The 25,287-nt window shown below is 44.9% G+C and carries 18 protein-coding genes and 1 other annotated feature; of the genes, 5 read left to right on the top strand and 13 right to left on the bottom strand.

From position 1 onward, the window contains the following. Positions 1 to 44: 44 nt before the first annotated feature. The gene (locus MHH52_RS07975) at positions 45 to 434 is read right to left on the bottom strand and encodes a spore coat protein (protein ID WP_340007784.1); all 390 of its coding nucleotides are present in this window, start codon (positions 432 to 434) and stop codon (positions 45 to 47) included. A 30-nt stretch (positions 435 to 464) separates the two neighbouring features. Next, positions 465 to 698 carry a hypothetical protein gene (locus tag MHH52_RS07970; protein ID WP_340007782.1) on the bottom strand — a complete coding sequence of 78 codons (234 nt, stop codon included), beginning with the start codon at positions 696 to 698 and terminating at the stop codon, positions 465 to 467. Between the two features lie 177 nt (positions 699 to 875). Here MHH52_RS07970 and MHH52_RS07965 point away from each other — a divergent pair, with 177 nt between their 5' ends. Then, positions 876 to 2,117, top strand: a complete 1,242-nt coding sequence (locus MHH52_RS07965) for an FAD-dependent oxidoreductase (RefSeq protein WP_340007780.1) — start codon at positions 876 to 878, stop codon at positions 2,115 to 2,117. A gap of 68 nt (positions 2,118 to 2,185) precedes the next feature. On the opposite strand, the gene MHH52_RS07960 is transcribed toward MHH52_RS07965, so the two are convergent. The 3 genes from MHH52_RS07960 to MHH52_RS07950 form a co-directional block, all read right to left on the bottom strand. Beyond that, entirely contained in the window at positions 2,186 to 2,731 is a 546-nt protein-coding gene (locus MHH52_RS07960) for a hypothetical protein (RefSeq protein WP_340007778.1), read from the bottom strand. A gap of 270 nt (positions 2,732 to 3,001) precedes the next feature. After that, the gene (locus MHH52_RS07955; RefSeq protein WP_313641414.1) at positions 3,002 to 3,421 is read right to left on the bottom strand and encodes a DUF350 domain-containing protein; all 420 of its coding nucleotides are present in this window, start codon (positions 3,419 to 3,421) and stop codon (positions 3,002 to 3,004) included. A 31-nt stretch (positions 3,422 to 3,452) separates the two neighbouring features. Beyond that, a complete protein-coding gene (locus MHH52_RS07950; protein WP_340007775.1) occupies positions 3,453 to 5,819 on the bottom strand; it encodes an endonuclease MutS2 in 2,367 nt (788 codons plus the stop codon). A gap of 150 nt (positions 5,820 to 5,969) precedes the next feature. Between MHH52_RS07950 and MHH52_RS07945 the strand changes: the two genes are divergently transcribed. Beyond that, on the top strand, positions 5,970 to 6,317 hold the full coding sequence (locus MHH52_RS07945) for a phage holin family protein (RefSeq protein WP_340007773.1): 348 nt from the start codon (positions 5,970 to 5,972) through the stop codon (positions 6,315 to 6,317). 70 nt (positions 6,318 to 6,387) lie between these two features. On the opposite strand, the gene MHH52_RS07940 is transcribed toward MHH52_RS07945, so the two are convergent. Next, the gene (locus MHH52_RS07940; protein ID WP_340009541.1) at positions 6,388 to 7,323 is read right to left on the bottom strand and encodes a GGDEF domain-containing protein; all 936 of its coding nucleotides are present in this window, start codon (positions 7,321 to 7,323) and stop codon (positions 6,388 to 6,390) included. A gap of 404 nt (positions 7,324 to 7,727) precedes the next feature. Here MHH52_RS07940 and MHH52_RS07935 point away from each other — a divergent pair, with 404 nt between their 5' ends. Then, positions 7,728 to 8,111, top strand: a complete 384-nt coding sequence (locus tag MHH52_RS07935; RefSeq protein WP_340007771.1) for a cupredoxin domain-containing protein — start codon at positions 7,728 to 7,730, stop codon at positions 8,109 to 8,111. Between the two features lie 241 nt (positions 8,112 to 8,352). Here the strand turns inward: MHH52_RS07935 and MHH52_RS07930 are convergent, their stop codons facing one another. The 3 genes from MHH52_RS07930 to pheS all read right to left on the bottom strand — a co-directional run bounded on the left by MHH52_RS07930 (position 8,353) and on the right by pheS (position 14,432). Next, on the bottom strand, positions 8,353 to 10,410 hold the full coding sequence (locus MHH52_RS07930) for a hypothetical protein (protein ID WP_340007769.1): 2,058 nt from the start codon (positions 10,408 to 10,410) through the stop codon (positions 8,353 to 8,355). Between the two features lie 199 nt (positions 10,411 to 10,609). Next, on the bottom strand, positions 10,610 to 13,054 hold the full coding sequence (gene pheT, locus MHH52_RS07925) for a phenylalanine--tRNA ligase subunit beta (RefSeq protein ID WP_340007767.1): 2,445 nt from the start codon (positions 13,052 to 13,054) through the stop codon (positions 10,610 to 10,612). Between the two features lie 343 nt (positions 13,055 to 13,397). Beyond that, positions 13,398 to 14,432 carry a phenylalanine--tRNA ligase subunit alpha gene (gene pheS, locus MHH52_RS07920; RefSeq protein ID WP_340007765.1) on the bottom strand — a complete coding sequence of 345 codons (1,035 nt, stop codon included), beginning with the start codon at positions 14,430 to 14,432 and terminating at the stop codon, positions 13,398 to 13,400. A 60-nt stretch (positions 14,433 to 14,492) separates the two neighbouring features. After that, positions 14,493 to 14,779: a binding site (T-box leader), on the bottom strand. Between the two features lie 293 nt (positions 14,780 to 15,072). Between pheS and MHH52_RS07915 the strand changes: the two genes are divergently transcribed. Further along, complete coding sequence (locus MHH52_RS07915) at positions 15,073 to 16,041, top strand: hypothetical protein (RefSeq protein WP_340007763.1); 969 nt, start codon at positions 15,073 to 15,075, stop codon at positions 16,039 to 16,041. Between the two features lie 426 nt (positions 16,042 to 16,467). After that, on the top strand, positions 16,468 to 18,081 hold the full coding sequence (locus MHH52_RS07910; protein ID WP_340007761.1) for a diguanylate cyclase: 1,614 nt from the start codon (positions 16,468 to 16,470) through the stop codon (positions 18,079 to 18,081). A gap of 60 nt (positions 18,082 to 18,141) precedes the next feature. Here the strand turns inward: MHH52_RS07910 and pulA are convergent, their stop codons facing one another. The 4 genes from pulA to ptsG all read right to left on the bottom strand — a co-directional run bounded on the left by pulA (position 18,142) and on the right by ptsG (position 25,100). Further along, complete coding sequence (gene pulA, locus MHH52_RS07905) at positions 18,142 to 20,538, bottom strand: type I pullulanase (protein ID WP_340007759.1); 2,397 nt, start codon at positions 20,536 to 20,538, stop codon at positions 18,142 to 18,144. Between the two features lie 412 nt (positions 20,539 to 20,950). Further along, the gene (gene ptsP / locus MHH52_RS07900) at positions 20,951 to 22,663 is read right to left on the bottom strand and encodes a phosphoenolpyruvate--protein phosphotransferase (protein ID WP_340007757.1); all 1,713 of its coding nucleotides are present in this window, start codon (positions 22,661 to 22,663) and stop codon (positions 20,951 to 20,953) included. Beyond that, entirely contained in the window at positions 22,656 to 22,931 is a 276-nt protein-coding gene (locus tag MHH52_RS07895; RefSeq protein ID WP_313640837.1) for an HPr family phosphocarrier protein, read from the bottom strand. The genes ptsP and MHH52_RS07895 overlap by 8 nt, the downstream gene beginning before the upstream one ends. Before the next feature lie 105 nt (positions 22,932 to 23,036). Further along, a complete protein-coding gene (gene ptsG / locus MHH52_RS07890; protein WP_340009539.1) occupies positions 23,037 to 25,100 on the bottom strand; it encodes a glucose-specific PTS transporter subunit IIBC in 2,064 nt (687 codons plus the stop codon). Between the last annotated feature and the right edge of the window lie 187 nt (positions 25,101 to 25,287).

Raw genomic sequence — 25,287 nt, 5'->3', positions numbered from 1 at the left:
CTTAAAGCTATGGGATAGGATGCTTCATCCGATAACCATCTTGGTTACATTAAATGAGAGGGTTGATGCTGACCATTCGAATGAAGATGAGCGTTCGGATCGTTAGCAAAGGATCCAGATTGTCCTGTTTTTTGCTGAACGAACTGCCCTGTTTGTTGTTGCATTTGCTGTGCGGTTTGAAGCTGCTTGTCCACATCTTGGCGCAATGCCTTTGCCGGAGCAGGATACATATTCATTTGGGACATATGCGTATAATGATCCCCTTGAAGTCGGAGCGTGTTCATGGTCAAGTCATTAAAGACCCGGCGAACAGCTGGACATGCCGATTCCGTAGCAGCGGTCGCATATTCACGGACCGTCCGCTTCAAATCACACAAAATGGTATTCATTAAATCCTCATCTGGCATAAATGCTGCTGGATTCTGTGCATTCATTTTATAACCTCCTTAAGTTTAATAATTCAATTATTGTGGGCTTGTTGGTGCGTACTGTTGATGCTGCTGGATTAACTGAGTGAGTGTAGCAATGTGCTGCGTGTGATTTTGCATATGCTGCATACAAATTTGACGAACCTGCTCATTCTGTGTTGTCCCAGCTGTAGCCGCACATTGCTTAAGAAGCAAGTCCTCATTGGAGATGGAGTCAGCGATATATTCCAATTCTTTTCCACTTAGTGCCTGCATTTGCGTTGATTGCATGAGTTGTAGTCCCTCCTTGTAGTTGATCCAAACAGTCTTTAGTATGCCGCTCCATCGCATCATTTATTTGCCCGACAGCACTAGAGAGTTATGACAAAAATTAGAACATGCTGCGAATGAGACGGTAAAATGCCGCCAATACTAAATTATGGGCCGAATGAAGGAGCGATCAATTTCATGAGACTAAATAGCGGCAACACCCCTTGGAGAAGCACTTTACAAGACCCTCCAACTTATCCAGCTCTAGAGAATACCGTTCACTGTGATTGTCTGGTTGTAGGCGCCGGAATAGGTGGGGCAATGGCATCCTATCGGTTGTCCTTAAACGGTGCTAAGACTGTTTTGATCGAAAAAAGACAGGTCGGATATGGAAGCTCGCATGCCAATACCGGGCTACTACAAATATCTAACGATAAATCGTTAACCTCATGTATGAACACTTTTGGACAAAAGAGCGGCTTGCTCTTTTATCAGTTATGCCAAGCAGCGGTTAGAAATATTCTGGATCTAGCGTCCAAGCTCGATATCGATTCCCAAATCATTCCTCGCAGCAGCCTTTTATATGCCAGCACACCAGCGGATGTATCTGCTCTGCGGGAAGAATATGAGAATCTCGTTGCTAACGGATTCGATTCTGAATTTTGGGACGAAGAAAGAATCGCTTCGGTGTATTCCTTTTCTAAACCAGCTGCGCTTTATTCACGTAGTGATGCTGAAGCGAACCCTTACCGGTTGGTTCACAGCCTGATCGCCAAGGCAGCGACGAATGGTGTACGCGTTTATGAGCAAACCGAAGCTAGACAATATGAGTTTACTGAAGATGGCGTGATTTGCCACACAGAGAATGGTCGCATTATTGCGAAGAAGATTATTTTTGCAATGGGTTACGAAACACAGGAGTTTAAAAAAGATCATGGCGCTAAGTTGATCAATACGTATGCTGTGATGACCAAACCTCTGAAGGAATTTCCGAAGTGGCATGAGCGCAGCCTCCTCTGGGAAACCGCCCGGCCGTATTTGTATTTCCGTACAACACCGGAGGGACGTATTATTGCAGGGGGCAAAGATGAGCCGTTGACGGATCCAGAGCGCCGTGATATCCGAGTGATTTCTCAGAGTCAAAGACTACTGGATGAGCTGGAAGCTTTGTTTCCTGAACTCAAAGGGATCGAGCTAGAGTACTCCTGGGGATCTGTATTCGGCTCAACGCGTGATGGGCTTCCGTATATCGGCCCTCATCCGAGGTTCCCCCATTGCTACTTCATTGAGGGCTATGGGGGCAATGGGACGGTGTACAGCATGATTGCTGCGGAGTTATTAACAGATACGATTGCGGGTAAAAATCGGCCGGAGCTTGATCTGTTCTCGTTGACACGATCAGCTAAACCTTCTCCTTCTCAGAATTCGGTCGTGATTTAGCAGAACTGAGTTTTAAAAAAAGCTTAGTCCTTTGGTTGATAAAAGGACTAAGCTTTTTATGATGATTCTTATGCCTTATCGGTACTCAAATTGCGTACAAGCTGAATACGGTCTGCCTGCGCTAAACTGTGCTGAACATGGAAACACGAAGGGCACATATAAACATTAAGTGAGAATGGAGATGTTAATACAGGTCCACCCAGTGTAGCCGGTGCAGATGGCTCGAAATTGCTAACAGGTTGCTTACCTGCAAGGATAGTCAACTCATGGCATTGTGTACATTCCGGTGCTTCTTCCTGAATCGCTAAGATAGCTGATACACGTTCTTCATACTTATTCAAATCATAATCGTCACCGAATTGGTTCAACGTATTGTAGATAGGTACCACACTGTCTTTATCTACGTCTCCCCAGAGATCATCATCATTAATAACCTCTTGTTTAGGTTCTTCCACGACTTCTTCTTCCTCTTCTTCGATGCCATCTATCCCTACAGTAACCGTACGATATCCGCTAAGTTCATTGTTACAGTGAGGACAATTCTCCTCAGGTCCGAATTCCTCGTCCCATACAATTTCAGTATGACACCAAGGGCACACAGTTGTTTCCATCATTATAATCTCCTTCACACTTCACTTTTAAATTTAGTTCATCATTAAATAAATAATACCGGCTGCTATAAAAGCAATGGCTGACACAAACAAAACTCGGGTAAGAATCTTCATGATATCCTCCTAAGAAGAAACGATGTTGTCGTCCTTTATTTATGACAATCACAAAGCTTGTCCAGATTCATCTAGAATCCTTTGCAGGGGTCCCGAAAAGCTCATACCTTCCATGCATAAACGCAATCGGCGTCCTTATTAAGGACGGTAGTTTATGCATTAAAATATAGCTGCACCGATCACATAAGACAACGAAACCGAGATCAGCATCGCTATTAGCCCAACAGCACGGTTATCCGCGGCGATTTCCTCATCAATAGAAAATACAGGGGTTAGAAATTCAAACAAGAAATAAGCAAGTAGCAGCAGTAAAAACCCGACGACAGACCATTTCATGGTCTCATAAATCGTAACGTCTGCTTCAATACTGAAACGCAGTACGTTACAAATCCCAAAGATTTTGCCGCCTGTTGCCATGGCTACTGCCAAGTTCCCCTTGCGAATTTCTTCCCAACAATTATATTTCGTCACCATTTCAAAAACAGACAGAAATATAACAAGCCCAAGAATAGCCACTGTAAAGTAGCCAAGCAAGGCACCTAGCGGATGACCCAGCAAAAGATCAATATCTCCTTGCACACTTTCCCCTTCTTTCTGCCGGGCAATCCCGCTATTGCAGCTCAGCCACGGTTACACCTGCGCCGCCTTCATTATAATTTCCAAGCCTATAGCTCTTGACATGTCTGTGTTTACGTAAATATTCCTGAATCCCTGTGCGAAGCACACCTGTGCCCTTACCATGAATGATGGAGATCTGGCCCAAGTTACCTAAGAAGGCTTCATCAATAAACCGATCCGTTTCCATGATAGCTTCCTCCAGGTTCGTACCGCGTAAATCCAGTTCCCTACGAATGTTCTCGTCACGGGAACGTTTTACGGTTGTCGCCTGTCGAAGAGGCGTTAGCGCTGATGCTGCCTTGGAGGATATCAGTTCCAAATCATCCAGACGCACCTTCATCTTCATGACTCCAAACTGTACTAACGCCTCTTTAGAACCGCTTAACTCCACTACAAAACCTTTTTGGTTTAAGCTGTCTACTTTCACTTCATCTCCAGGACCAATCGTCCGTGGAGCCTTAGCAATCTTACGAGTAGCGGCTTTCTTACGTGGTGAAGGCTCCGCTTCATCTAGACGACGCCGTGCTTCAATCAGCTTATGCTCTTTAACTGAAGCGCCCTCTTCCATAGCCAAGCGGCGCAAATCACTGATGATTTCTTCAGCTTCTTTACGTGCTTTCTCCAAGATTGCGCTGGCATCTTTCTCCGCCTTCTCCAATCGTTTATCCCGCTGGCTTTCCAGCTTTTCAAGCTCTTGCTGTTGTCTGCTGCGTAGCTCTTCCACTTCGCGGCGGATGCTCACTGCCCGCTCATGTTCCCGTTCCGCTCCAAGTCGATTCTCTTCGAGAGAAGCAATCATATGCTCCACACGCAGATCCTCTTCCTTAACTTCACCGCGTGCATGCTCCAGAATCGCGCCCGGCAGACCTAATCGCTCTGCAATCGCAAAGGCGTTGCTTCGTCCAGGAACACCAATCAGCAAACGGTAGGTAGGGCTGAGACTTTGGACATCGAATTCCATACTGGCATTGATGACCCCTTTACGCTCATACGCGTAAGCTTTCAGTTCGCTATAATGCGTGGTAGCGACCATACGGCATTCGATCCGGTGAATATGCTCCAGAATGGCAATCGCCAGCGCAGAACCTTCTGCCGGATCCGTTCCTGCGCCCACTTCATCAAGCAGGATAAGACTCTTTGGAGTCATTCTACGCAGAATGGAAATAATATTCGTCATATGGCTGGAGAATGTACTCAGACTTTGCTCAATGCTCTGTTCATCGCCAATATCTGCATAAATGGCATCAAACACACACATCTGACTGCCTTCCTCTGCAGGGATGAACAAACCAGACATCGACATGAGACTCAACAGTCCAATGGTCTTAAGTGTAACGGTCTTACCACCGGTATTCGGTCCGGTTACAATAATCGAGCTGTATTGGTTGCCCAGCTCAACATCCAGAGGAACCACATGCTCCGCAGGAATAAGCGGATGCCGTCCTTTGCGCAGCTTCAGATATCCGCGGTCATTCATGCGCGGCTGTGTAGCCTTCATATCTCGGGCAAGACGCGCCTTGGAGAAGATGAAGTCAAGCTCGCCTAGAATATCGATATCATAGGTCATTTCTTCGGCTATATCAGCTACAAGCGCTGTCAACCTGTGCAAAATGATCTCGATCTCCCGTTCTTCACGCAGCCGTGTTTCACGCAGCTTGTTATTCATCGCCACAATGGACTCTGGCTCGATAAATAAAGTCGCTCCTGATCCAGACTGATCATGTACGATACCGCCAAAATGCGCACGGTACTCCGCTTTTACAGGAATAACAAACCGATCGCCACGAATCGTTACCAGCTGATCCTGCAGCATTTTAGCTACAGAAGAAGAACGAATCATGGAATCCAGCTTTTCACGAATTCGGGTCTCTCCTCCGCGCAATTCACGGCGAATCGTAGCCAATTCAGAGCTAGCTGTGTCAAGTACATCTGCATTCTCGTCTATACATAAACGGATGGCATCCTCTACATGTTTTTGCTCCGACAAAACGTCGCTCAGTGAAAACAGGAGCTCAATCTTCTCTTCCTCATGCATGGCTGCCAAGAAACGTTTGACTCTACGTGCACCACCAATGGTATTTCCCACTGCCAGCAGTTCAGTTGTTCCCAACATTCCGCCTATAGACGCACGTTTTAGTGCAGCTCGAATATCGCTTACCCCACCGAACGAAGGAATGCCCTTCAGGCGATCCACATTAGCTGCTTCATCCGTAGCTTGAAGCAGCTTCTTCACACCTTCGAAATCACCGGAGGGCCTTAGCTGCTCCGCAGCCAATCTTCCCATTGAGGTTTGCGTATATTGCATTAATTTATTTAAAATCTTGCGATATTCAAGCGTATGCAAAATTTTGTCGTCCAATTACAGTCACAGCTCCCTTCATAGATGTTTCCATTATACAGAATTCAAGTCAATTTCGCTATTTGGGTATCGTTTAAGCATAAAAACAAGTATTAGGGTCACAATAAGAACTGCACATATCCTTAGCTTGGGCCAAAGGAGGTTAGTACAGTGAATTTCTTGAGTCATGTAGGTCGTTTTATAGTAGCAGCGCTCGTTCTGATGGTTGTCGGTTGGATTGTTCCTCAGTTCTCGGTTGGTGGTTTCTGGAGTGCTCTAATTCTGGCACTGGTGATTGCGCTAATCGGCTGGGTAGTCGAAGGAATCTTCGGCAAAAAAGCAACACCCTTCGGTCGTGGTATCGTCGGTTTCCTTGTCAGTGCCTTAGTTATTTGGGTCGCTCAGTTCGTAGTGAGCGGGGTTAGCGTTTCCATACTCGGAGCTATCTTAGCCGCTCTGGTCATTGGAATTGTCGACTTGTTCCTGCCCATATCCACTCCATATGAGGCAGCCAAGTAACAACAAATGTATACAACACGGAACCCCCTATTTCCGGTCTTTTCCGGTAATAAGGGGTTCTGTGTTGTGTTTACCCATAAGACGCAATTTCATCTCCATCATTTTCAAAAGCGTTAACCACTGTATTCTTACCACGTTCCTTAGCTGCATAAAGTGCATTGTCCGTTTTGCGGAACAGAAGCTCCTTCCCGTCCCCAAGCTGATAATCGCATATCCCAATGCTTACGGTAATCGGCTTGTTTCCAGCGTGCAAATGCTCTATTCGAGCAATGTTGATCCGCAGTTCCTCTACAGCTTCATAAGCCTCCGAATAACTTTTGTCCGTAAAAATCACTGCAAATTCTTCACCACCGTACCGGGCTGCAAAATCATTAAGTCCAATCATACCGCCAACCTTGTCTGCAACACCTTTAAGTACAAGATCTCCCACCCAGTGTCCATAGGTATCGTTAACCTTCTTGAAATTATCAATATCGAAAAGAGCCAGCTGTAAGTTGAGATTATTGCTTTCACATTGCTCCAATAATGAATCCAAATATTCATGAAAGGTTTTATGGTTATACAGTCCAGTGAGCGCATCTGTCTTCAGCAGCTTATCAGATATAGCTCTCTCCACCATAAGATCTTGGCCTTCCTTCGTTAATCTCTCCAGATTTAAACGCGCTTCCCGCGCACGAATAATTACAGCAAGAGCCATCCCTACAAATATTATAAATACGCACTCTACCATTAAGAATTCAAGCAATGGTTTATGCAGAAGTCTCCGTTCTAATCCAAAATAAACCCCTGCATAAAACACGACTCTGAATAACCCCATAATAGTCAGGAGCTTACGGTCAAAATAAATAAGTGCTATCATTATCGGCATCATTAACGTCATCTGCGCACCATCAACATAAGGCTCTATTACAAAATACATAAGATAGGATACTAAAAACCCACATGTGACCACTCCGAGCTTAGGAGAGAATTTACTATATCGTAGCCATAGCTCAGCAGCAACCATAAGGGCCACAACAAGTAAATTGCAAGCTAAAAACAAATGTGATTGCACCTTGTTTTGGGGTAGGTCAACATTTATCATAAAAAGGATCTCTGAAATCATCATAAGAATAACAATGATCCAGTAGCCTTTTAAAATTCTACGGTGCCAAATCTCTGTTTTTAGCACATCGTTATTAGTAATTATCTGTATCCCCCATTTAATCATTTAATAGATCTTTTTCATTATAATAAACCCAAAATATATCAACATCAATTTTTTGCAATTTTCGACAAAATTTGAACACCTCCCTCGTTCACGGATTTTTCACATTTAATCAAAGCGCTTACTTAAATTTTAAGTTATGATGTCTACATAATTGTCACATTTTTTCCTGTACTTGTACTTCTTGGGAGGGGATAAAGATTATGAAGAGAGTTGCAATTCTACTATCAATTGTGTTTGTTTTAGCTCTCACTGCCTGCAGCAACAGCAGCAATGATACGGCAAGCAACAATGGTAATGTATCGAAGCCGGAAATCGAAGCAGAGACAGAACTTATAATTACAGCTACAAATTACAGTTTTGATCAAGAAGAATACCATTTAAAAAAAGGTGTGCCCGTCAAAATTATATTTAAAAACGATAGCGGCAATCACGGCATTCTGGTTCCTGAATTCGAACTCCAGCTTAAAGGCAAAAAGTCCTCGAAAGTAATTGTTCCAGAGGAAGCTGGCACATTCGAAATGACCTGTTCGATTATGTGCGGTTCCGGACATAGCGGCATGAACGCAAAAATCATTGTGGAATAGATGAATCATTAAATAGCCGATCGCTAGGGAATCGCCCTGACGATCGGCTATTTATTTAATCTATGGTCACAAGCATAAACGCCTTCGGCGTCTCTATAAGGACAGTAAGCGTTTAAGTGAGAAATATAAGACATAAAGTATTGTGTGAAACTTATACTTTCTTATATTTTAAACAAAGAGGGCTGACCTGAAATAGATCTCTATACTCATCAGGTACAGCCCTCTTTCTTGCATCCGACATTCAACTATCCTGTTCGATCAGTTGAATCCATTCATTATATTCGTTCTGAAGCTTGGCATATTCCTCTTGAAGATTACGGTGCTCATCTGTCATCTTCTGAAGCTCATTCTGATGCATCTCAAACTGGGCCTGCAGCAGACGAAGTTGTCCTTGGGCCAATTCATAGTTCTCGCCGACTTCACCAAGCTGCTGAAGCACCTCACTGCGTTCACGTTCAATAGATTCCTGCTTCGCCTCAGCCTCACCGGCCTCCTGCTGCCAAATATCTATTTCTTCGCGCAACTTCGCTTCCAAATCACTCCACTGCTGCTGCCGCTCGAATAACTCCTCGTACTTATGCTTCCAAGAAGCTCCGTACGCCTCTGCCTCCCTAAGTACGTCCTGCTGTTCTGCAGCGGTAGCAGCAGCTTCAAGGCTAGCTTCAGACAATTCTTCTAAGCGTCGAGCTGACTCTTCGCCTTCTTCCTGCAGCAGTTGATATCTTTCCTGCAGACGTTCTCCGTCTTGCAGAACTTCATCGTATTGAGAGATCAGTTCCTCATAGCGTTCATGAAGTGCAGACAGTTCCTTCTGAACCTGTCCACCTTGTTCACGGAGTGCTGCAGTTTCACGTTCTGCATCCGTACGAAGCTGAACTTCCCGATCTAACTGTTGTACTAATCCATCTGCTTGACCACGAAGGTTCTCAATCTCTTTCTGAAGTACCAAGGATTTCTCCTCGGTCTCCAGTAGATTCATTTCCAGTTCGCTAATATCTTCCATCCGTTTATCCGAGAGCTCCTGGCAATTCGCTGCCTCCGCCATAGATCCAGCGAGTTCTTCCTGAACACGGTGCAGATTGTCACTCGTTTCCTGTAGTGACTTCCGCAGCTCTGATGTTTCATTCTGAGACAGCTGATAACGCTGGCGCAAATCTTCCAGCTCATCATTCAACAGCGTGCCTAGCTCAGTAGCAGTACGCAGTTCCTCACTGAGCTGCTCTTCACGTTTAACCACCGCTTCATATTGTCCGAGCAGCGTTTGACGAGCATCTCGTTCACTCTTAAGACTGGCTTCGGCCGCACGGAGTCTAGACTGAAGTTGTCCTGTTCCACCACGAAGCTCAGCCAGCTGTTTCTCCAGCTCTTGAATACTTTGCTTATGTCTATGTTCCTGAGTACCTTGCGACTGTCGAAGCTCCTTATTCTTAGCAAGCTCCCGTTGTAAAGCTTCCCGCTCTTCAGCCAGTTCCTTGCCTAGCTTCGTTGTCGTATTCTCAAGCTCCTTACCCAGTGTTAACTTAGTCTCCTCGAGTTCCTTACCTAATGTTGATTTGGTTTCCTCAAGCTGTTTCTCTAATGTTGACCTGGTCTCGGTTAACTCAAGCTCCAGAGCAGACAAGGTATCTGTCTTCTCCTTAGTCAGTGTCTCACGAGTATTCTCCAGCTCTTGCAAATGCGCCACCTTCTGCTCTTCCAACTGCTGTAGACGGATGGCTTCTGCATTTGCTAGTTCCTCTCGATGACTCTCACGAATAGCAACCTGTTCTGCCTCATAGCTTGCTCGCAGTGCTTGCAGCTCCAGCTCACGCGCAAGCAGCTCCTCTTCCAGCTTCTCTCGTGCGGCTTCAGCCGCTTGGGTTGCCTCCTGAAGCTGGTTAGCATGTACTTTACGCTCATTCTCCTGAATCTCCAGATGACGCTTGCGCTCTTCTTCAACCGCAGCAATCAGTCGCTCAGCTTCTTCCTTAGCCGCCGCTTCAAGGCGTTCATATTCTTCTTGTCGCTCCCGCTGAACCTCCAGCAGGCGAGATACTTCCAATCGCAGTTCACTGCGTTCACCTGTCATCATGTTGAGTTCATTTTTAAAATCCTGAACCTGAATAGCCTGCTCCGCCATATGTACTGCTGCAAGCACCGCTATACGCGGCGTATCCAGTCTGTTGTGTGATTTAGAAATCGTGCGCATATGTTCGTCAACATAACGGGCCACTTGTTTCATATATTCAGTGCTGCTTCCGACGAGTTTATAGGAAGTTCCGTATATCTCCACGGCGACACGTGTCCGGTCCATAGCCACAGTTGTGCCCTCCTTTGTATGTGTGCGGATTCTAAGCTAGTCTTACTGTTTCTATTGTAGCTTTTTTCTTAAGCATTTGGCAAAATCCCTTGTAATCAATAGATTCTCGCTGATATCCTCCGCATTTCACTCTACCCAGAAAAAGCCGCAGCGAATCTCAGTTTCTAAATGGATTCGCTGCGGCTTTACACAATTCCTGCTATTTTCTTAATTCTGCACCAAAAGTTTGTTGAAGGGCCGATAATAGCTTATCATGCACTTCTCCAACCTCTTCATCTGTCAATGTATGTTCACCGTGACGATACAGCAGTGAGATCGCGATACTCTTCTTTCCACTCTCTAACTTGCCACCAGTGTACACGTCGAATACCTGTACGGACTGCAGTAAAGTTCCTCCGTTCGCACGGATTGAAGCTAGCAGGTCGCCTGCTGGTAGAGCTGAATCCACAACCACGGCAATATCCCGTTCCATCCCTGGGAAACGTGGAAGTTCATTATATTGCAGACGGCTTTGCGTGTTATCATACAGCGGCTGCAATAGAATCTCAGCTACATAAGTATCCACTAGATCAAGCTCTCTTTGCAGATCCGGATGGAGCTGTCCCATGGTTCCAATCTTCACACGACCCTCGTCCCCGAGTAAATATACCGACGCGGAACGTCCAGGATGATATCCTTCTGGACTATCTCCCTCGTAGATGATTCTGTCTGTAAGACCCAAATAAGCAAATGCCGATTCCAGCGCACCCTTCAAATCAAAGAAATCGACAGGCTGTGCAGAAACGTTCCATTGCTTCACTGTTAGGCTACCGCTAAGCAACAACCCCAGCACCGGCAGTTCACGTGGCTGACGAGTCAACTGCTCTTCATCTGTGAAGAAGACATTGCCGATCTCAAATAACGCTAGATCACTTTGACGACGGTTGGTATTGTAGCTAGCAATATCCAAAAGTTGTGGCAAAAGGCTAGTACGCAATACGCTGCGCTCTTCACTCATTGGCATAGCCAATTTAACCGCTTGTGAGCCTTCCGATAACTCAGGGAACATTTTGCTTTGTTCCGGCTGGATGAAGGAGTAGCCCATCACTTCCTGATAACCGCCATGTGACAACAGGCGACGCAGTTCACGGCGGAGCGATTGCTTATGCGTTAATGCGCCTGGCGTTGTAACTCCTTCAATTAGAGTCGTTGGAATATTGTCGTACCCGTACAGACGAGCAATTTCTTCGATAAGATCAACATCATAGCTGATATCGCCACGTCTAGTTGGCACCTGAACTTCGACCAGCCCTTGTGCGGTATCCCCGCATTTGAAATGTAGACGACCAAACAATGTCTTCACTTCTAGCAAGGACAGATCTGTTCCGAGATAACGGTTCAGCTTCTCCAAAGGCAAAGTCAGGACCTTCTCTGGAGCAGCGACTGTGCCTGCCTGCACAATTCCTTCATGCACAGATCCGCCAGCATAACGCGCAATAAGTACTGCTGCGCGGTTCAATGCAGGGATAACTGCATTTGGATCCACTTCTTTCTCGAAACGAAGGGATGCTTCTGAGCGAAGTCCCAGTTGACGCGAGGTTTTACGAACAGTTCCTCCATCAAACTTAGCGGATTCCAGAACGAGATTTACCGTCTCAGCAGTAACTTCCGTATCCCGGCCGCCCATTACTCCGGCCAGACCTACTGCTTTAGCTCCATCAGCGATAACGAGCATATGTGGCTCTAGCTTCCGCTCTTGACCGTCAAGTGTAGTCAGGACTTCACCTTCATGAGCAAGACGAACGCCGAGTTCTCCGCCTTCTATTTTGTCCGCATCAAAAGCATGCAGCGGCTGTCCGTATTCGAGCATCACGTAGTTGGTGATGTCCACAATATTGTTAATCGGACGAATTCCTGCCGCCATCAGACGATTCTGAATCCACAGCGGTGATGCTGCAGGCTTAAGGCCTGAGATATAACGAACTGCATAATGACTGCAGAGTTCTTCATTCTCAATCTTAACGGAAATGGAATGAGCAGCTGAACCGCTGATCTCAATCATTTCGCTCGCTGGATCAGGCAATTTGATGTCGCGTCCAAGAATCGCGCTCACTTCATAAGCAGCACCAATCATGCTTAGGCAATCTGAACGGTTCGGAGTCAGATCAAATTCCAGAATTTCATCATTTAGACCTAGCACCTTCGAAATATCTTGACCGATCTCCGTGCCTTCAGGAAGTACAAGAATTCCTTCTTGTTGCTCTTTAGGAAGCAATTTATCATTGAGTCCCAATTCTTTAGCCGAGCAGATCATCCCTTGCGATAAAACGCCACGTAGCTTCGCTTTTTTGATATCCAGTCCTGGCAGCTTAGCGCCAACAAGTGCTACAGGAACGATTTGTCCCGCATCCACATTTTTTGCGCCACAGACGATTTGTAGATCCTCACCTTGGCCTGCATCCACGATACATACATTCAGCTTATCTGCATCAGGATGTTTTTCTTTTGATTTCACATAGCCAGTTACGATGCCGGAAATCCCTTTATTGCGGCGCTCTACTCCGTCAATTTCAATGCCAGCAGCGGTAATCTTCTCCGCTAGCTCTTCGGCGGTTACTCCTTCAATCGATGTATAATCAGCCAACCATCCGGTTGATACTTTCATGTCCGCTCACTTCCTTTATGTTTCAGATGTATTTATCTACTTGCCGTTCGATCTGCTTCCTGTGGGAGTAGTACAAATTAGGATTACTCGATCAAAGCTTCATACCCGTCCTATTTAGAGCAGTCACTACGAAAAATATTGGACTTCCGATCGCTGTTATCCTCAGATTTCCTGATTTAAACCGCTTCTCGCGGTAGAAATCCAAGGATAAAGGCGAACGCTGACGCTTCTACAGTTCCAAAATTTTTCTCCGTTCCTTCTATAAATAGTCTTTTATTAAGCAAGATCGGCAACCCAATTGCTACTTACTCCTAACCCGTAATCCAGCTCGCCCACCAAAAATCTAAACGCCCTTGAACTGCTTTACAAAACTCATATCGTTGTTATAGAAATGACGGATGTCATCGATGCCATATTTAAGCATAGCAATCCGCTCAACACCCATTCCGAATGCGAAGCCGCTATACTTAGCAGGATCATAGCCACCCATTTTCAGAACATTTGGATGCACCATGCCCGCGCCAAGGATTTCTAACCATCCGCTTTGCTTACATAGTCTGCAGCCATCGCCGCCACATTTGAAGCAGCTTACGTCAACTTCAACGCTTGGCTCGGTGAAGGGGAAGAAGCTCGGACGAAGACGAATGCCTGTATTCGGGCCAAACATCTCTTGCACGAATTGCTGCAAGGTTCCTTTCAGATCACTCATCCGAATGTTGCTTCCGATAACCAAACCTTCGATTTGATGGAACTGGAAGGAATGCGTTGCATCGTCATCATCGCGGCGGAATACTTTCCCCGGGCAAATGATTTTAACTGGAACTTCGCCGTGCATAGCCTGCATAGTACGAATCTGTACAGGAGACGTTTGAGTGCGCATAAGCAGGTCATCTGTCAAATAGAAAGAATCTTGCATATCGCGTGCCGGGTGATTTTTAGGCAGATTTAGTGCTTCAAAGTTATAATAATCGGTCTCCACTTCCGGACCTTCAGCTACACGGTAGCCCATACCAATGAAAATATCCTCGATTTCCTGAACCACTCTGCTAAGCGGGTGAATGCCCCCTTGCTGCATGCGGCGACCTGGTAGGGTTACGTCTACTTTTTCAGCCTGCAGACGTTGCTGAGTCTCTTGCTGTTGAAAAGCCTCTTGCTTCGCTCCAATAATCTCCTCAATGGCACTACGCACCTGATTCGCTACTTGCCCGATAACCGGACGCTCCTCAGCACTAAGTCCTCCCATACCACGTAGAACTTCTGTAAGCTCGCCTTTTTTACCGAGATATTTCACTCTTAGGTCATTCAGAACCTGTGGATCCATAACCTCCTGCAACTTAGCCAGCGCCTCAACCTTCAATGCTTCCAACTTCTCTTTCATGGCCGTGTACAGCCCCCTTCAATCATTGTCTAGTTCAACAAAAAAAGGCCTTTCCTCCCGGTAAGGGACGAAAAGACCGTGGTACCACCCTTGTTAGATAAGCTGATCTGTTCCCCTTAAGAGCTTCATTCCCTCTTTTGGCTGGACAGATACCTATCTCACTTTACACAGAAATAACGGTCTGCGACCGGTTTCCCCTACTCATCCTTACAAGGCAATCTTAAGGAATTCAAGGAACTGCTCCGGAGTGAACTTCGACAGCTCTGTTTCTTAGAAACGCTCTCAATCACCGGCGTCTCCTCCCTGTAAGTCAGGCACTGTGTACTCTTCTCCATCACTGCATTTCACAATTCAATCTAATTGTCAGGTATCTCTTTTATGCAAGAGATATGTCTATTTATTATATGCAAAATCTGTCGTTTTGACAAGCTCAAGCATAAACGCCTTCGGCGTCCTTATAAGGACGGTTAGGGTGATTTTTATCTCGCTTTAAGCTGGCTTTGAGGTTCAGAGCCGTTTTGTGGACTTTTTTTCAGCTAACGTTCAGCGGAACTTGATAATTTCCATTACTAAGAGGGCACGGTTGTACTCAATCATAAAACCTTCATAGAACTAGGACTTTATATAGGGAGGGAATTACATGCACGCACGAAGAACAAAAGCAGCTGTGATCATGCTTAGCGCAGCAGTTCTGAGTCAAGCTACAGCGTACGGAGCGTACGGAGCATACGCGGCATCAACGACTACTTCATCTGCCAAAACAGCCACAACCACCACCGTATCCACTCTGGATAAACTCGGCTCTATAGCTTTGAAGAGTAGCTTTAGCGTGAAGCTGAGCGATGTTGGCTTTTTGACTCAGGATAGCGGCAATTTTCTTACATACACACTCAGCTATTACAATGGGAGCGATAGCAGTATCAATCTTGTGGACTATCTCTCTAAGGTAACTACTACCGGAGGAACGGTTATCCAAGGAAGCCCAGTAACTAGCAGTGCAACCATCAAATCCATAGCCTCCAAAAGCAGTCAGTCTGTAACCTATTACGTAAACGTCGGTAAATCCACATCTTTAAATGGGGTTACGATTTCATTATTCGGTTGGGATTTCAGTAGTACCAGCAATTATCAAAAGAGGTTGGGGACCTTCACACTTCCAGCAGCTTTTTCACAAGCCGTCGCTAGAGGGCAGAGTAAAAAGATCACCCTAAATAACCTCCCTGTTATAACCAAAACGGAAAGTCTACAAATTTACAAATATAACGGTAAGGTATATGCCAAAGTAGGTGTGAGCTTAACCAATCAAGGAAGCAAAGTGCTCAGTGATACTGAACTTAAGGGATACCTCGCATCCGCAGGAGGATCTGTATTTGAACTGACGCTCGATGATGCGAGCTGCAACTACAAAGTACAGCCACAGGAAAAAAAGACGATCTACTACATGACGGAAATCCCCTCTTATATGAAGACAGACAATATGACTCTGCAATTTGCTGGAGAAGATTCCGCCGCTACCACACCTGATCTTGTCGTAGCCAGCAACGTCGTCAAGAAGCTTACGATCAGCAGCAATACCGTCGAGACGCAGTTGAAAAGCGCTACTACGTAACGAATAATCACTTCAAAGTCAGCTGTCAAAGTCATTATATGACTGGGCAGCTTTTTTTAGGGGCTGAGCTGGATATCATTTACGAAGGAGTTGGGTAATAGGATTTATGAATTTGAATATAGATAAGGCAATAGGCCCATACCATAATCATTTTAATTTTTTTATTAATGATATTTATTTGAGGAAGCGATTGCTCTATAAGTAGGACGTCCTATATACTTGTTGTACAACAAACTGCGATCCACACACAATTTATCTTTCCCATGCCTCATTTCCCACTATGTTAAAACACCTCTTTTTTTTACTTAATCACTCTCAACATCTTTGCCTGAATATAAAACACACCTGCCACAGATGGAAGTTCCGCAGGTTATACGTTAGCAGCAATAAGATTTGTTAAACATCTTATGCGGGGAGAAGATGACCGTGGCTGGATTTTTCGATATCAAAGTAACTCGCAAACTAATCTTTATTTTCGCTGCGATCTCCATTCTTCTGGTTGGGATTAGTGTAGCTTCTTTACTCTATTTAAATCACACCATTAACAGAATGTCAGATTCTTTATATGAAGATGTATTTGAGAACTCTGAGCTCATACTAAGCGCTGATCGTGATCTGTATCAAGCCGCAATCGCCCTCCACTCCTCAATGAGCTCAAACCTCACAGAAGCTGAACGTGATCAGTTCATTCAGGAATTTAAGGACAATAATCAACAAGCAGAAGAACGGGTAAGTCTAGCGAGTTCAGACATCAAATCTATCAACAAACCCTACAGTGATATGAAGCAAGCAAATAGTATACTTACTGAATTAGAGAACAAGCTCCATGCCTTCGAAACGTCCTTAGTCATATGGAAGAGCACAGGGGATGCATTGATAACTGAACGGATGCAGATCGCATGGGACACCGCTTCATATCATGCTGTAAACCTGAACATGCAGCTAAATGAAGTTAGAACTCATCTAGATCAATCAGAAGACCTGATAGACAAATACGCCTTGCAAGTAACAGATGGGTTCCAAGATAAAAAGAGTATGCTCTTTGCGCTATACTCACTGGTCTTCTTTATACTGCTTCTAGTTATTATTTATCTTGGACGAAAAATCATTTGGCTCAAGAATGAAATGCTGGAGGAACAAACACTCTATCAGCTAATCGGTGAAACTATGTCTGACTTTATTATATTGACTGATCCTAACGGGTTGATCCTGTATAGCTCCCCTTCACATTCAAGTATTCTCGGCTATGTTCCTAAAAAGGGTGACCCACTATCCAACTACATTCGTGAACCGGAGATTGCTTGGGCTAAACTAAAGAGTGTCGTTCAGGGAACCCCTCGTATCTCAGAACTACGAATGCGTGGAGCTGAAGGGCAATGGGTATGGCTGGAAACGAAGGTGTCACCTGTTCGAGGAAGTAATAATTTCCCAGCGCAATTTATGTTAGTGTCCCGTGAAATTACACAACGGAAGCAATACGAAGAACGATTACATAAGCTAGCCTTCTATGATCACTTAACCGCGATCCCCAACCGGGCTCATTTCAAAATGTACATGGAGAATCTCATCAACCAACCGGAGGAACGGAGAAAGAATATTGCACTCGCACTGCTGGATTGTGACAGATTCAAGCAGCTAAACGATACCTTAGGACATCTGGCTGGAGACGAATTTCTCCAGCTGCTCTCTCGAGAGCTTTTGCAAACGGTCAAAGGTGTAGGTCAGGCATTCCGAATTGGTGGTGATGAATTCGCGGTGGTACTGCACCGATTCACCTCTCCAGAAATGTTAGATGAAATGCTACAGCGGTTGCTTAAGTTATTCAACAAATCTTGGTCTATTGACAATGGATCTAGCTTCCACACCTCTGCAAGTATTGGCGTAGCTCTATTTCCTGAGCATGGAAGCAGTATTAATGAACTTCTGCGTGCCGCCGATCTAGCGATGTACCTTTCCAAAGACCATGGAGGGAATGAAGCTAATCTTTACTACGAGCTTTTAGATGTAGGGTTATCAAACCAAACCATCGGAAAACCATAAGAACAACAAAAAGAGCTGTTCCGGGGTATAACTAACCCTGAAGCAGCTCCTTATATACTTTTAACTGGTTAACTGTAGATGATCATCTGAGATCCCATCATTCTCCTGATCACGATCTATAACCATGACCTTAATAATCTTGTCATCCTTGGAACAATCAATGAAACGATCGCCATCCCCATCTTTCTCTTCCCAGTCGTTAAGTCGTAATATATACCCGATAGAATCGGTATCTGGCAACACCTCAATTCGTGCAACTGCACGCCCATCCTCCATATACCGAAAATCGCATTGTCCATCCTGAATCCCTGTATCCCAAACCCAAAGATTCCAGCCCTGATAATTTCCATCTGGCCGTTCATAGTGTACTTCGATGATTTTGGACCGTGGTGCTGGCTCGCCGCATTCATCATAGAGCACCATCATCGACAAACCTTCTATCTCTACCTCGTTGCCTGCGATCTTTCGGAATGCCTCTGTCCCCGCTCGGGTATGATCCACTACCATATTCCAAGCGTTAGAAGCTTCAGGAAGAGACAACCTTATTCGATCTTTATTAGCGTTGAAGATGACCGTTATGTTGTTCCATAGGTCGCCTCCTGCATGATTTCTAAGCAGATATGACACTATACCACCATCGCAGCGTAGAAATTCTAGCGAACGCTCAATTTCCTGCCGACCATGTAGACGAAATGCCGGGTGTGTACGTCGCAGTTCGATCAGACCTTTATAATATTGAAATACAGGCTTAAATACACTCTTCATATTCCAACGGATCGCATTGATCGTGTCACCGCTACGATAGCTATTATGATCTCCAAATTTACTGCGCAGGAGCTCATCACCGGCGTGCAAGAATGGAATCCCTTGCGATGTCAGGATGATTCCGTTAGCAAGCAGGGAACGGCGCACAGTTTCATTGCTGAGAATATTCCCTAGGTCTACATTCACGTAAGGATTAGCCCGTGCAACGGCATCTTCTAGGCTTCCATTATCCGTAAATCTTCCGTTGTCCATAACGGGGAAGTTCGCCTCCTGAAATCCCCCTTGAACGGTAAGCACTTTATCCCATAAATTCAAATTGTCATGGGCGGTTACATAGTTCACAGATTCTACAGGGGAGTCCGTAAATTCGTGTATGGCTCCTTTGATTCCAGCTGCAATAGCCCCTTCTTTACCGTATTCTCCTGTAATGAAGCCCCTTCCTGAACCATCACTATCTCCTTTGATCGCAAAGCGAAAGTTATCGTTGAATACAGCATATCCCTTACCCCGCTGTACACCTTTTAGCGTCTTCGTTGCCAGTGGAGAGTCTCCTCCTGTCCAAGGTTCTCCATATAACAGCAAATTAGGATTCACCTCAAGTCGAAGCTCCTCCGTAATTTCCCGCATGGTAACACTGTCCATCAGACCCATAAGATCAAACCTGAAGCCATCAATATGATACTCCGAAGCCCAGTAGGACAACGAATCCTTAATATATTTGCGTACCATCGGACGCTCTGTAGCTAGCTCATTACCAACTCCCGAGCCATTAGATAAACGCCCCAAAAAGTCACGGCGATAGAAATAATCAGGCACAAGCGGCTCGAAGGGGCCATTCTCCACAGCATACGTATGATTGTATACTACATCCATAATCACCGATATCCCACGACTGTGCAAGGCCTGAACCATCTCTTTAAATTCGCGAATTCGCAGCTCTGGATCGGCAGGATTTGTGCTATAGGATCCTTCCGGTACGTTATAATGCTGGGGGTCATAACCCCAATTGTAGTCTGTATGTTCATTTGACGAACCGCGCTTAATTACACTTAACTCATCTACGGTCTGGAAATCGAACACAGGCATCAGATGTATATGGGTGATACCTAGTTCAGCCAGATGATCAATACCTATTGTATTTCCTTCCGAATCCCTTAATCCAAATTCGGTAAATGCTTTGAATGTACCTTTATAGTGCATGCCAGAGCTCTCATGTGAGGAGAAGTCCCGCACATGAAGCTCGTAAATAACAGCGTCTGCAGGATGCTGCAATGGGGGAGCAACGTCCTTATCCCAATGCTCAGGATGGGTACCACGCAAATCAACGATTGCTGTTCTTAAACCATTTGCCGATACTGCTGTGGCATAGGGATCTACTACTTCCGCCACATTTCCATTAGCATATACAGCGCGGTACATATAATATTTCCCTTTCAAATCACCTGATAACTTAGTCTGCCAGATTCCGCCATTCTGTCGCTGCATATATATAATACGTCCACTATCAGTAGAGCTCGGATCTATTCCAATGTTAAGTTGATTTCCATCTGTTTCGTACAGTACTAGAGACACAGCAAAGGCCGTAGGTGCCCAGACTTTAAATACACTGTACTCCACTGAGTAGGTCAAGCCCAGGTCTTTACCTTCATATACCTCCAACATTAATTCCGCATGTATATAATTTTTACTCATGAATTAACACCATCCTATGGCTCCCTGTCTAACTTGTAGGGATGCTTATAAGCCCAAATATTACCATTTTTCTTCGTATTAATACTTGCACAGCTCTGCAAGTCGATTATGGAGTATAAACTTTCTATGGATCCTTACTATTATATGTAAGAGATACTTACAGGTTTGGGTTCCTTGCTGACTTTATACTCATCACTATTACTATCGGAATAGACATCTGTACAATAAAACAAATATAAAGTGAACGCAGCTATTCTAAAATAAGTATAACGCTCACGTATGAACATAAGCCAATTTAAGAAGTTAATTTAGGTTGTAAACACAAAAAAAACCGACCTCCAAACATCGGAAGTCGGTAATAGTAGTTGGAAAGCTATGAAACGCTTAAACGGAGTAATGCATACGTAAATAATTAATTAGTGATGCTTTGAACAAGTGCAGCTACTTCTTCAGCAGTGCCAAGTTGCAGTGCTTTTGCAGCCAGTTCCTTCATGTCGGCAGCCGACAATTTAGAAATTTGACTACGTGCTGGCAGAATTGACGTTGCACTCATACTGAATTCATCAAGACCAAGACCTAGCAAGAGTGGAATCGCTGTTGCGTCCCCAGCCATTTCACCGCACATTCCCGTCCATTTACCCTCTGCATGCGCTGCATCAATTACGTTCTTGACCAAACGAAGGATGGCCGGATTGTAAGGCTGATACAGGTAAGAAACCTGTTCATTCATACGATCAGCAGCCATTGTATATTGAATAAGATCATTCGTACCAATACTGAAGAAATCAACTTCCTTCGCAAACTGGTCAGCCAGTACAGCAGTGGATGGAATCTCAACCATTATGCCGAGCTGAATGTTGTCAGAGACTTCCTTGCCTTCTTCACGCAGCTTTGCTTTCTCTTCAAGTAGAAGATCGCGGGCTGCGCGGAATTCACCAAGTGTTGCAATCATAGGAAACATAATGCGAAGATCCCCATGAACACTTGCTCTTAGTAAAGCACGCAGTTGAGTACGGAAAATATCCTGACGATCTAGACAAAGACGAATCGCACGGAATCCTAAGAAAGGGTTCATTTCCTTTGGAAGGTCCAGATATGGAAGCTCTTTATCGCCACCGATATCAAGCGTACGTACTACTACCGGTTTGCCTTTCATATTCTCAAGCACAGTGCGGTAGGCGTTATATTGAATTTCCTCAGAAGGCAGCTTATCGCGGCCCATGTATAGAAACTCAGTACGATACAAACCTACACCTTCGCCACCATTCTCAATTACACCATTGACATCGTTTGGTGTACCGATATTGGCAGCCAGCTCCACATGTTTACCGTCTGCAGAAATCGTTGGTTTATCACGAAGTTTCTTCCATTCCGCAATTTGCAAGTCGTAAGCTTCCTGCTTGCGGACGTACTCTGCCACTTCTGCTTCACTAGGATTAATAAGAACGTCTCCGTTCAGACCATCGACAATCACTAGATCGCCAGAATTCACTACTGACATCACATTCTTAGTTCCAACAACCGCCGGAATTTCCAAAGAGCGTGCCATAATCGCTGAGTGGGACGTACGTCCACCAATGTTTGTTGTGAATCCTTTAACGAACTTGCGATTTAGCTGTGCTGTGTCAGATGGAGTCAAATCCTCAGCGATAACAATAACCTCTTCACTGATCTCTGCAGGACTAACATAATGGATACCCAGCAAGTGGTTCAGCAGGCGTTTGGTCACATCACGCATGTCAGCAGCACGTTCCTGTAAGTAAGCACTCTTCATGTTTTCGAACATTTCAATGAATTGTGTAGCTACTTCGTTTAGTGCATAGTCCGCGTTAACCGATTCCTGACGAATTTTATCAATTACAGGATTGATCAGCTCAGGGTCCTCAAGAATTAGGAGATGGGATGCAAAAATCTCTGCCTTCTTCTCTCCTAGTTCTGCTAAAGTACGCTCTTTAATGGTTTGCAATTCGGCACTTGATTTCGAGAGTGCGTCATTCAACTTGGCGACTTCCGCTTCAGGATCACTGATACTAGTCTTCGTAATTGTATAATCCGGATGTTTCAGGATAAAAGCACGGGCTACTGCAATCCCTGCTGAAGCCGCGATTCCTGAAATTTTATTCATGGATTTCCCCTAGCCCTTCTTTAATCATTACTTCTTGTAGTGCCTTTAGAGCTTCAGCTTCTTCGCTACCTTCAGTAATCAGAGACAAAGTGTCTCCAGCTTCAAGACCCAGAGACAATACTCCAAGAATGGATTTTAAAGTTACTTTTTTGCCTTTAGCTTCTGCATAAGCTTCTGTACCTTTGAATTTCGTAGCTGTATTTACCAAGGCTGTTGCCGGACGTGCGTGAATTCCATCTTCATCGATAATTCTGAATGTTGTTTGCATAATATTATCCAACTCGCTTTCTTTTAATAGAATATTTTTTAATTAATTTATCGTGAAGGCTAACGCTTCCTTTAATGTTTAAAGGAAGCGTTAGCCCTTGCACTTTTACTGGATTGTAATAATATCCTTATCCCCAATAGATACCTTGCCTGGCTTCTTCAATGTTACGGAAGAGCCTTCCGGCAAATTAGAGAAGATAACAGGAGACATTACAGATGGTGCATGTGCTTTTACATATTCCAAATCCACTTCCATAATCGGCTGTCCAGCAGCTATAAGGTCGCCCTCTTCGACAAGAACCGTAAAGCCTTGACCTTTAAGCTTAACTGTATTGACCCCGATATGAACGAGCACTTCCTTGCCTCCATCGGACATAATACCGATGGCATGCTTGCTCGGGAATACGTTGAATACTTTACCGTAGACCGGTGAAGCAATCTTCCCATCATCGGACAGGAAAGCAAAACCGTCACCCGTCATTTTTTGAGAGAATACCGCATCAGGAACCTCAGTGATATCCACTAGTTCACCATTTACCGGGGAGACAATATCTTCCTTGATAATCGCTTCACCAGCTTCACCCGCCTGCTTTTCTTCTTCAGGCTGTGGCGCAGCCGCTACCGGTGTTGGTGCAGGTGTCTTCCCGCTAATTACATCTTGCATCTGCGATTTTATGGTGTCCGAACGTGTGCCGAAGATCGCTTGAACGTTATTACCCACTTCGAGCACGCCTGATGCACCTAGCTTCTTAAGACGATTCTTATCCACACCTGATTTATCCTTAACCTCAACACGAAGGCGAGTAATACAAGCATCAAGATGAATGATGTTCTCTTTACCACCCAACGCGGACAAGATGTTCCGAGGTAGATCATCACCAGTTTTAGAAATTGATTCTGTGTTCGTATCTTCGGTTTCATCCGTATCTTCTTCACGACCCGGTGTCATCAGATTGAACTTCCGAATAACAAAGCGGAATCCAAAGTAGTAAATTAAGGCAAGGGCAAGCCCTACTGGAATTACGAGCCACCAAGCCGTACGGTTCGGAATGATACCAAAGAGCACGTAATCGATAAAGCCCCCCGAGAATGTCATACCGATCTTGACATTAAGGATATGCATGGTCATAAAGGACAAACCAGCAAACACACAATGTACAGCGAACAACAATGGAGCCACGAACAGGAATGAGAATTCGAGTGGTTCAGTGATCCCTGTCAGGAACGAAGTCAATGCTGCGGAAAGCATCAAACCTCCGACAATCTTTTTATTATGAGGTTTAGCTTCATGGTAGATGGCCAAAGCTGCTGCTGGAAGACCAAACATCATGAACGGATACTTACCTGTTGTAAATGTCCCTGCTGTGAATTCTACGCCATCACGAAGCTGCTGCATGAAGATCCGTTGGTCACCGCGTACCAATTCTCCGGCTTTATCTACGTAGGTACCAAATTCATACCAGAACGGAGAATAGAAAATGTGATGCAGACCAAAAGGAATCAACGAGCGTTCGACCATTCCGAAGATAAACGCAGCGAGCGTTTTATTCGTATCAATCATACTTTGTGATATATAGTTCAGACCGTGCTGGATTGGCGGCCAAACCAAGGTCAATACCAGACCGAGAATCAAAGCCGTTACCGCAGTCATGATCGGAACGAAACGTTTACCTGCGAAGAAGCCCAGATAGGATGGAAGCTCAATTTTGAAGAATCGCTTGTACATGGACGAAGCCAATATACCGACGAGTATACCTCCAAACACCCCTGTTTGCAGTGTTGGAATTCCTAAGACACTAGCATAGGAAAAATCGCCTTGGCTCAGGACATAATCATTGACGCCAATTACAGTACCCATCGTAACATTCATCACGAGGAAACCGATAATAGCGGCTAGACCAGCAACACCCTCACCCCCGGATAAACCGATCGCAACACCCACGGCAAATAGTAAGGATAGATTATCAAATACAATTTGCCCTGAGTTCATCAATACGTTGGCAATTGCCTGAACCACATCGTTCTGCAGTGCTGGAACGTATTGTAGAAAGTCGGGATTTACCAGCATGTTTCCTATTCCAAGGAGCAGACCGGCAGCTGGCAGTATGGCTACTGGGAGCATTAGCGCTTTACCAACTCTTTGTAAAACGCCGAACAGCTTTTTGAACATCATGGTCACTTCCTTTCATTAATCGGATTTCTCAGTAAAACAGACGCCAAAAAAGGCATGAGCAACACAGTATGAAGGTTGTTTTCTAACTCTAAGGTTAGATTACCCCAAGATGGGGTCTAGCAACCAAAATACTGTAAATCACTCATGCCTGATCGAATCAGTTACACGCTTGGTATTCTGTTTT

The organism is Paenibacillus sp. FSL K6-0276, assembly GCF_037977235.1.
In the GTDB taxonomy this organism is placed as follows: domain Bacteria; phylum Bacillota; class Bacilli; order Paenibacillales; family Paenibacillaceae; genus Paenibacillus_AQ.
Note: the sequence above shows the minus strand (reverse complement) of the source record. Positions and strands in the feature narration are given on the sequence as shown.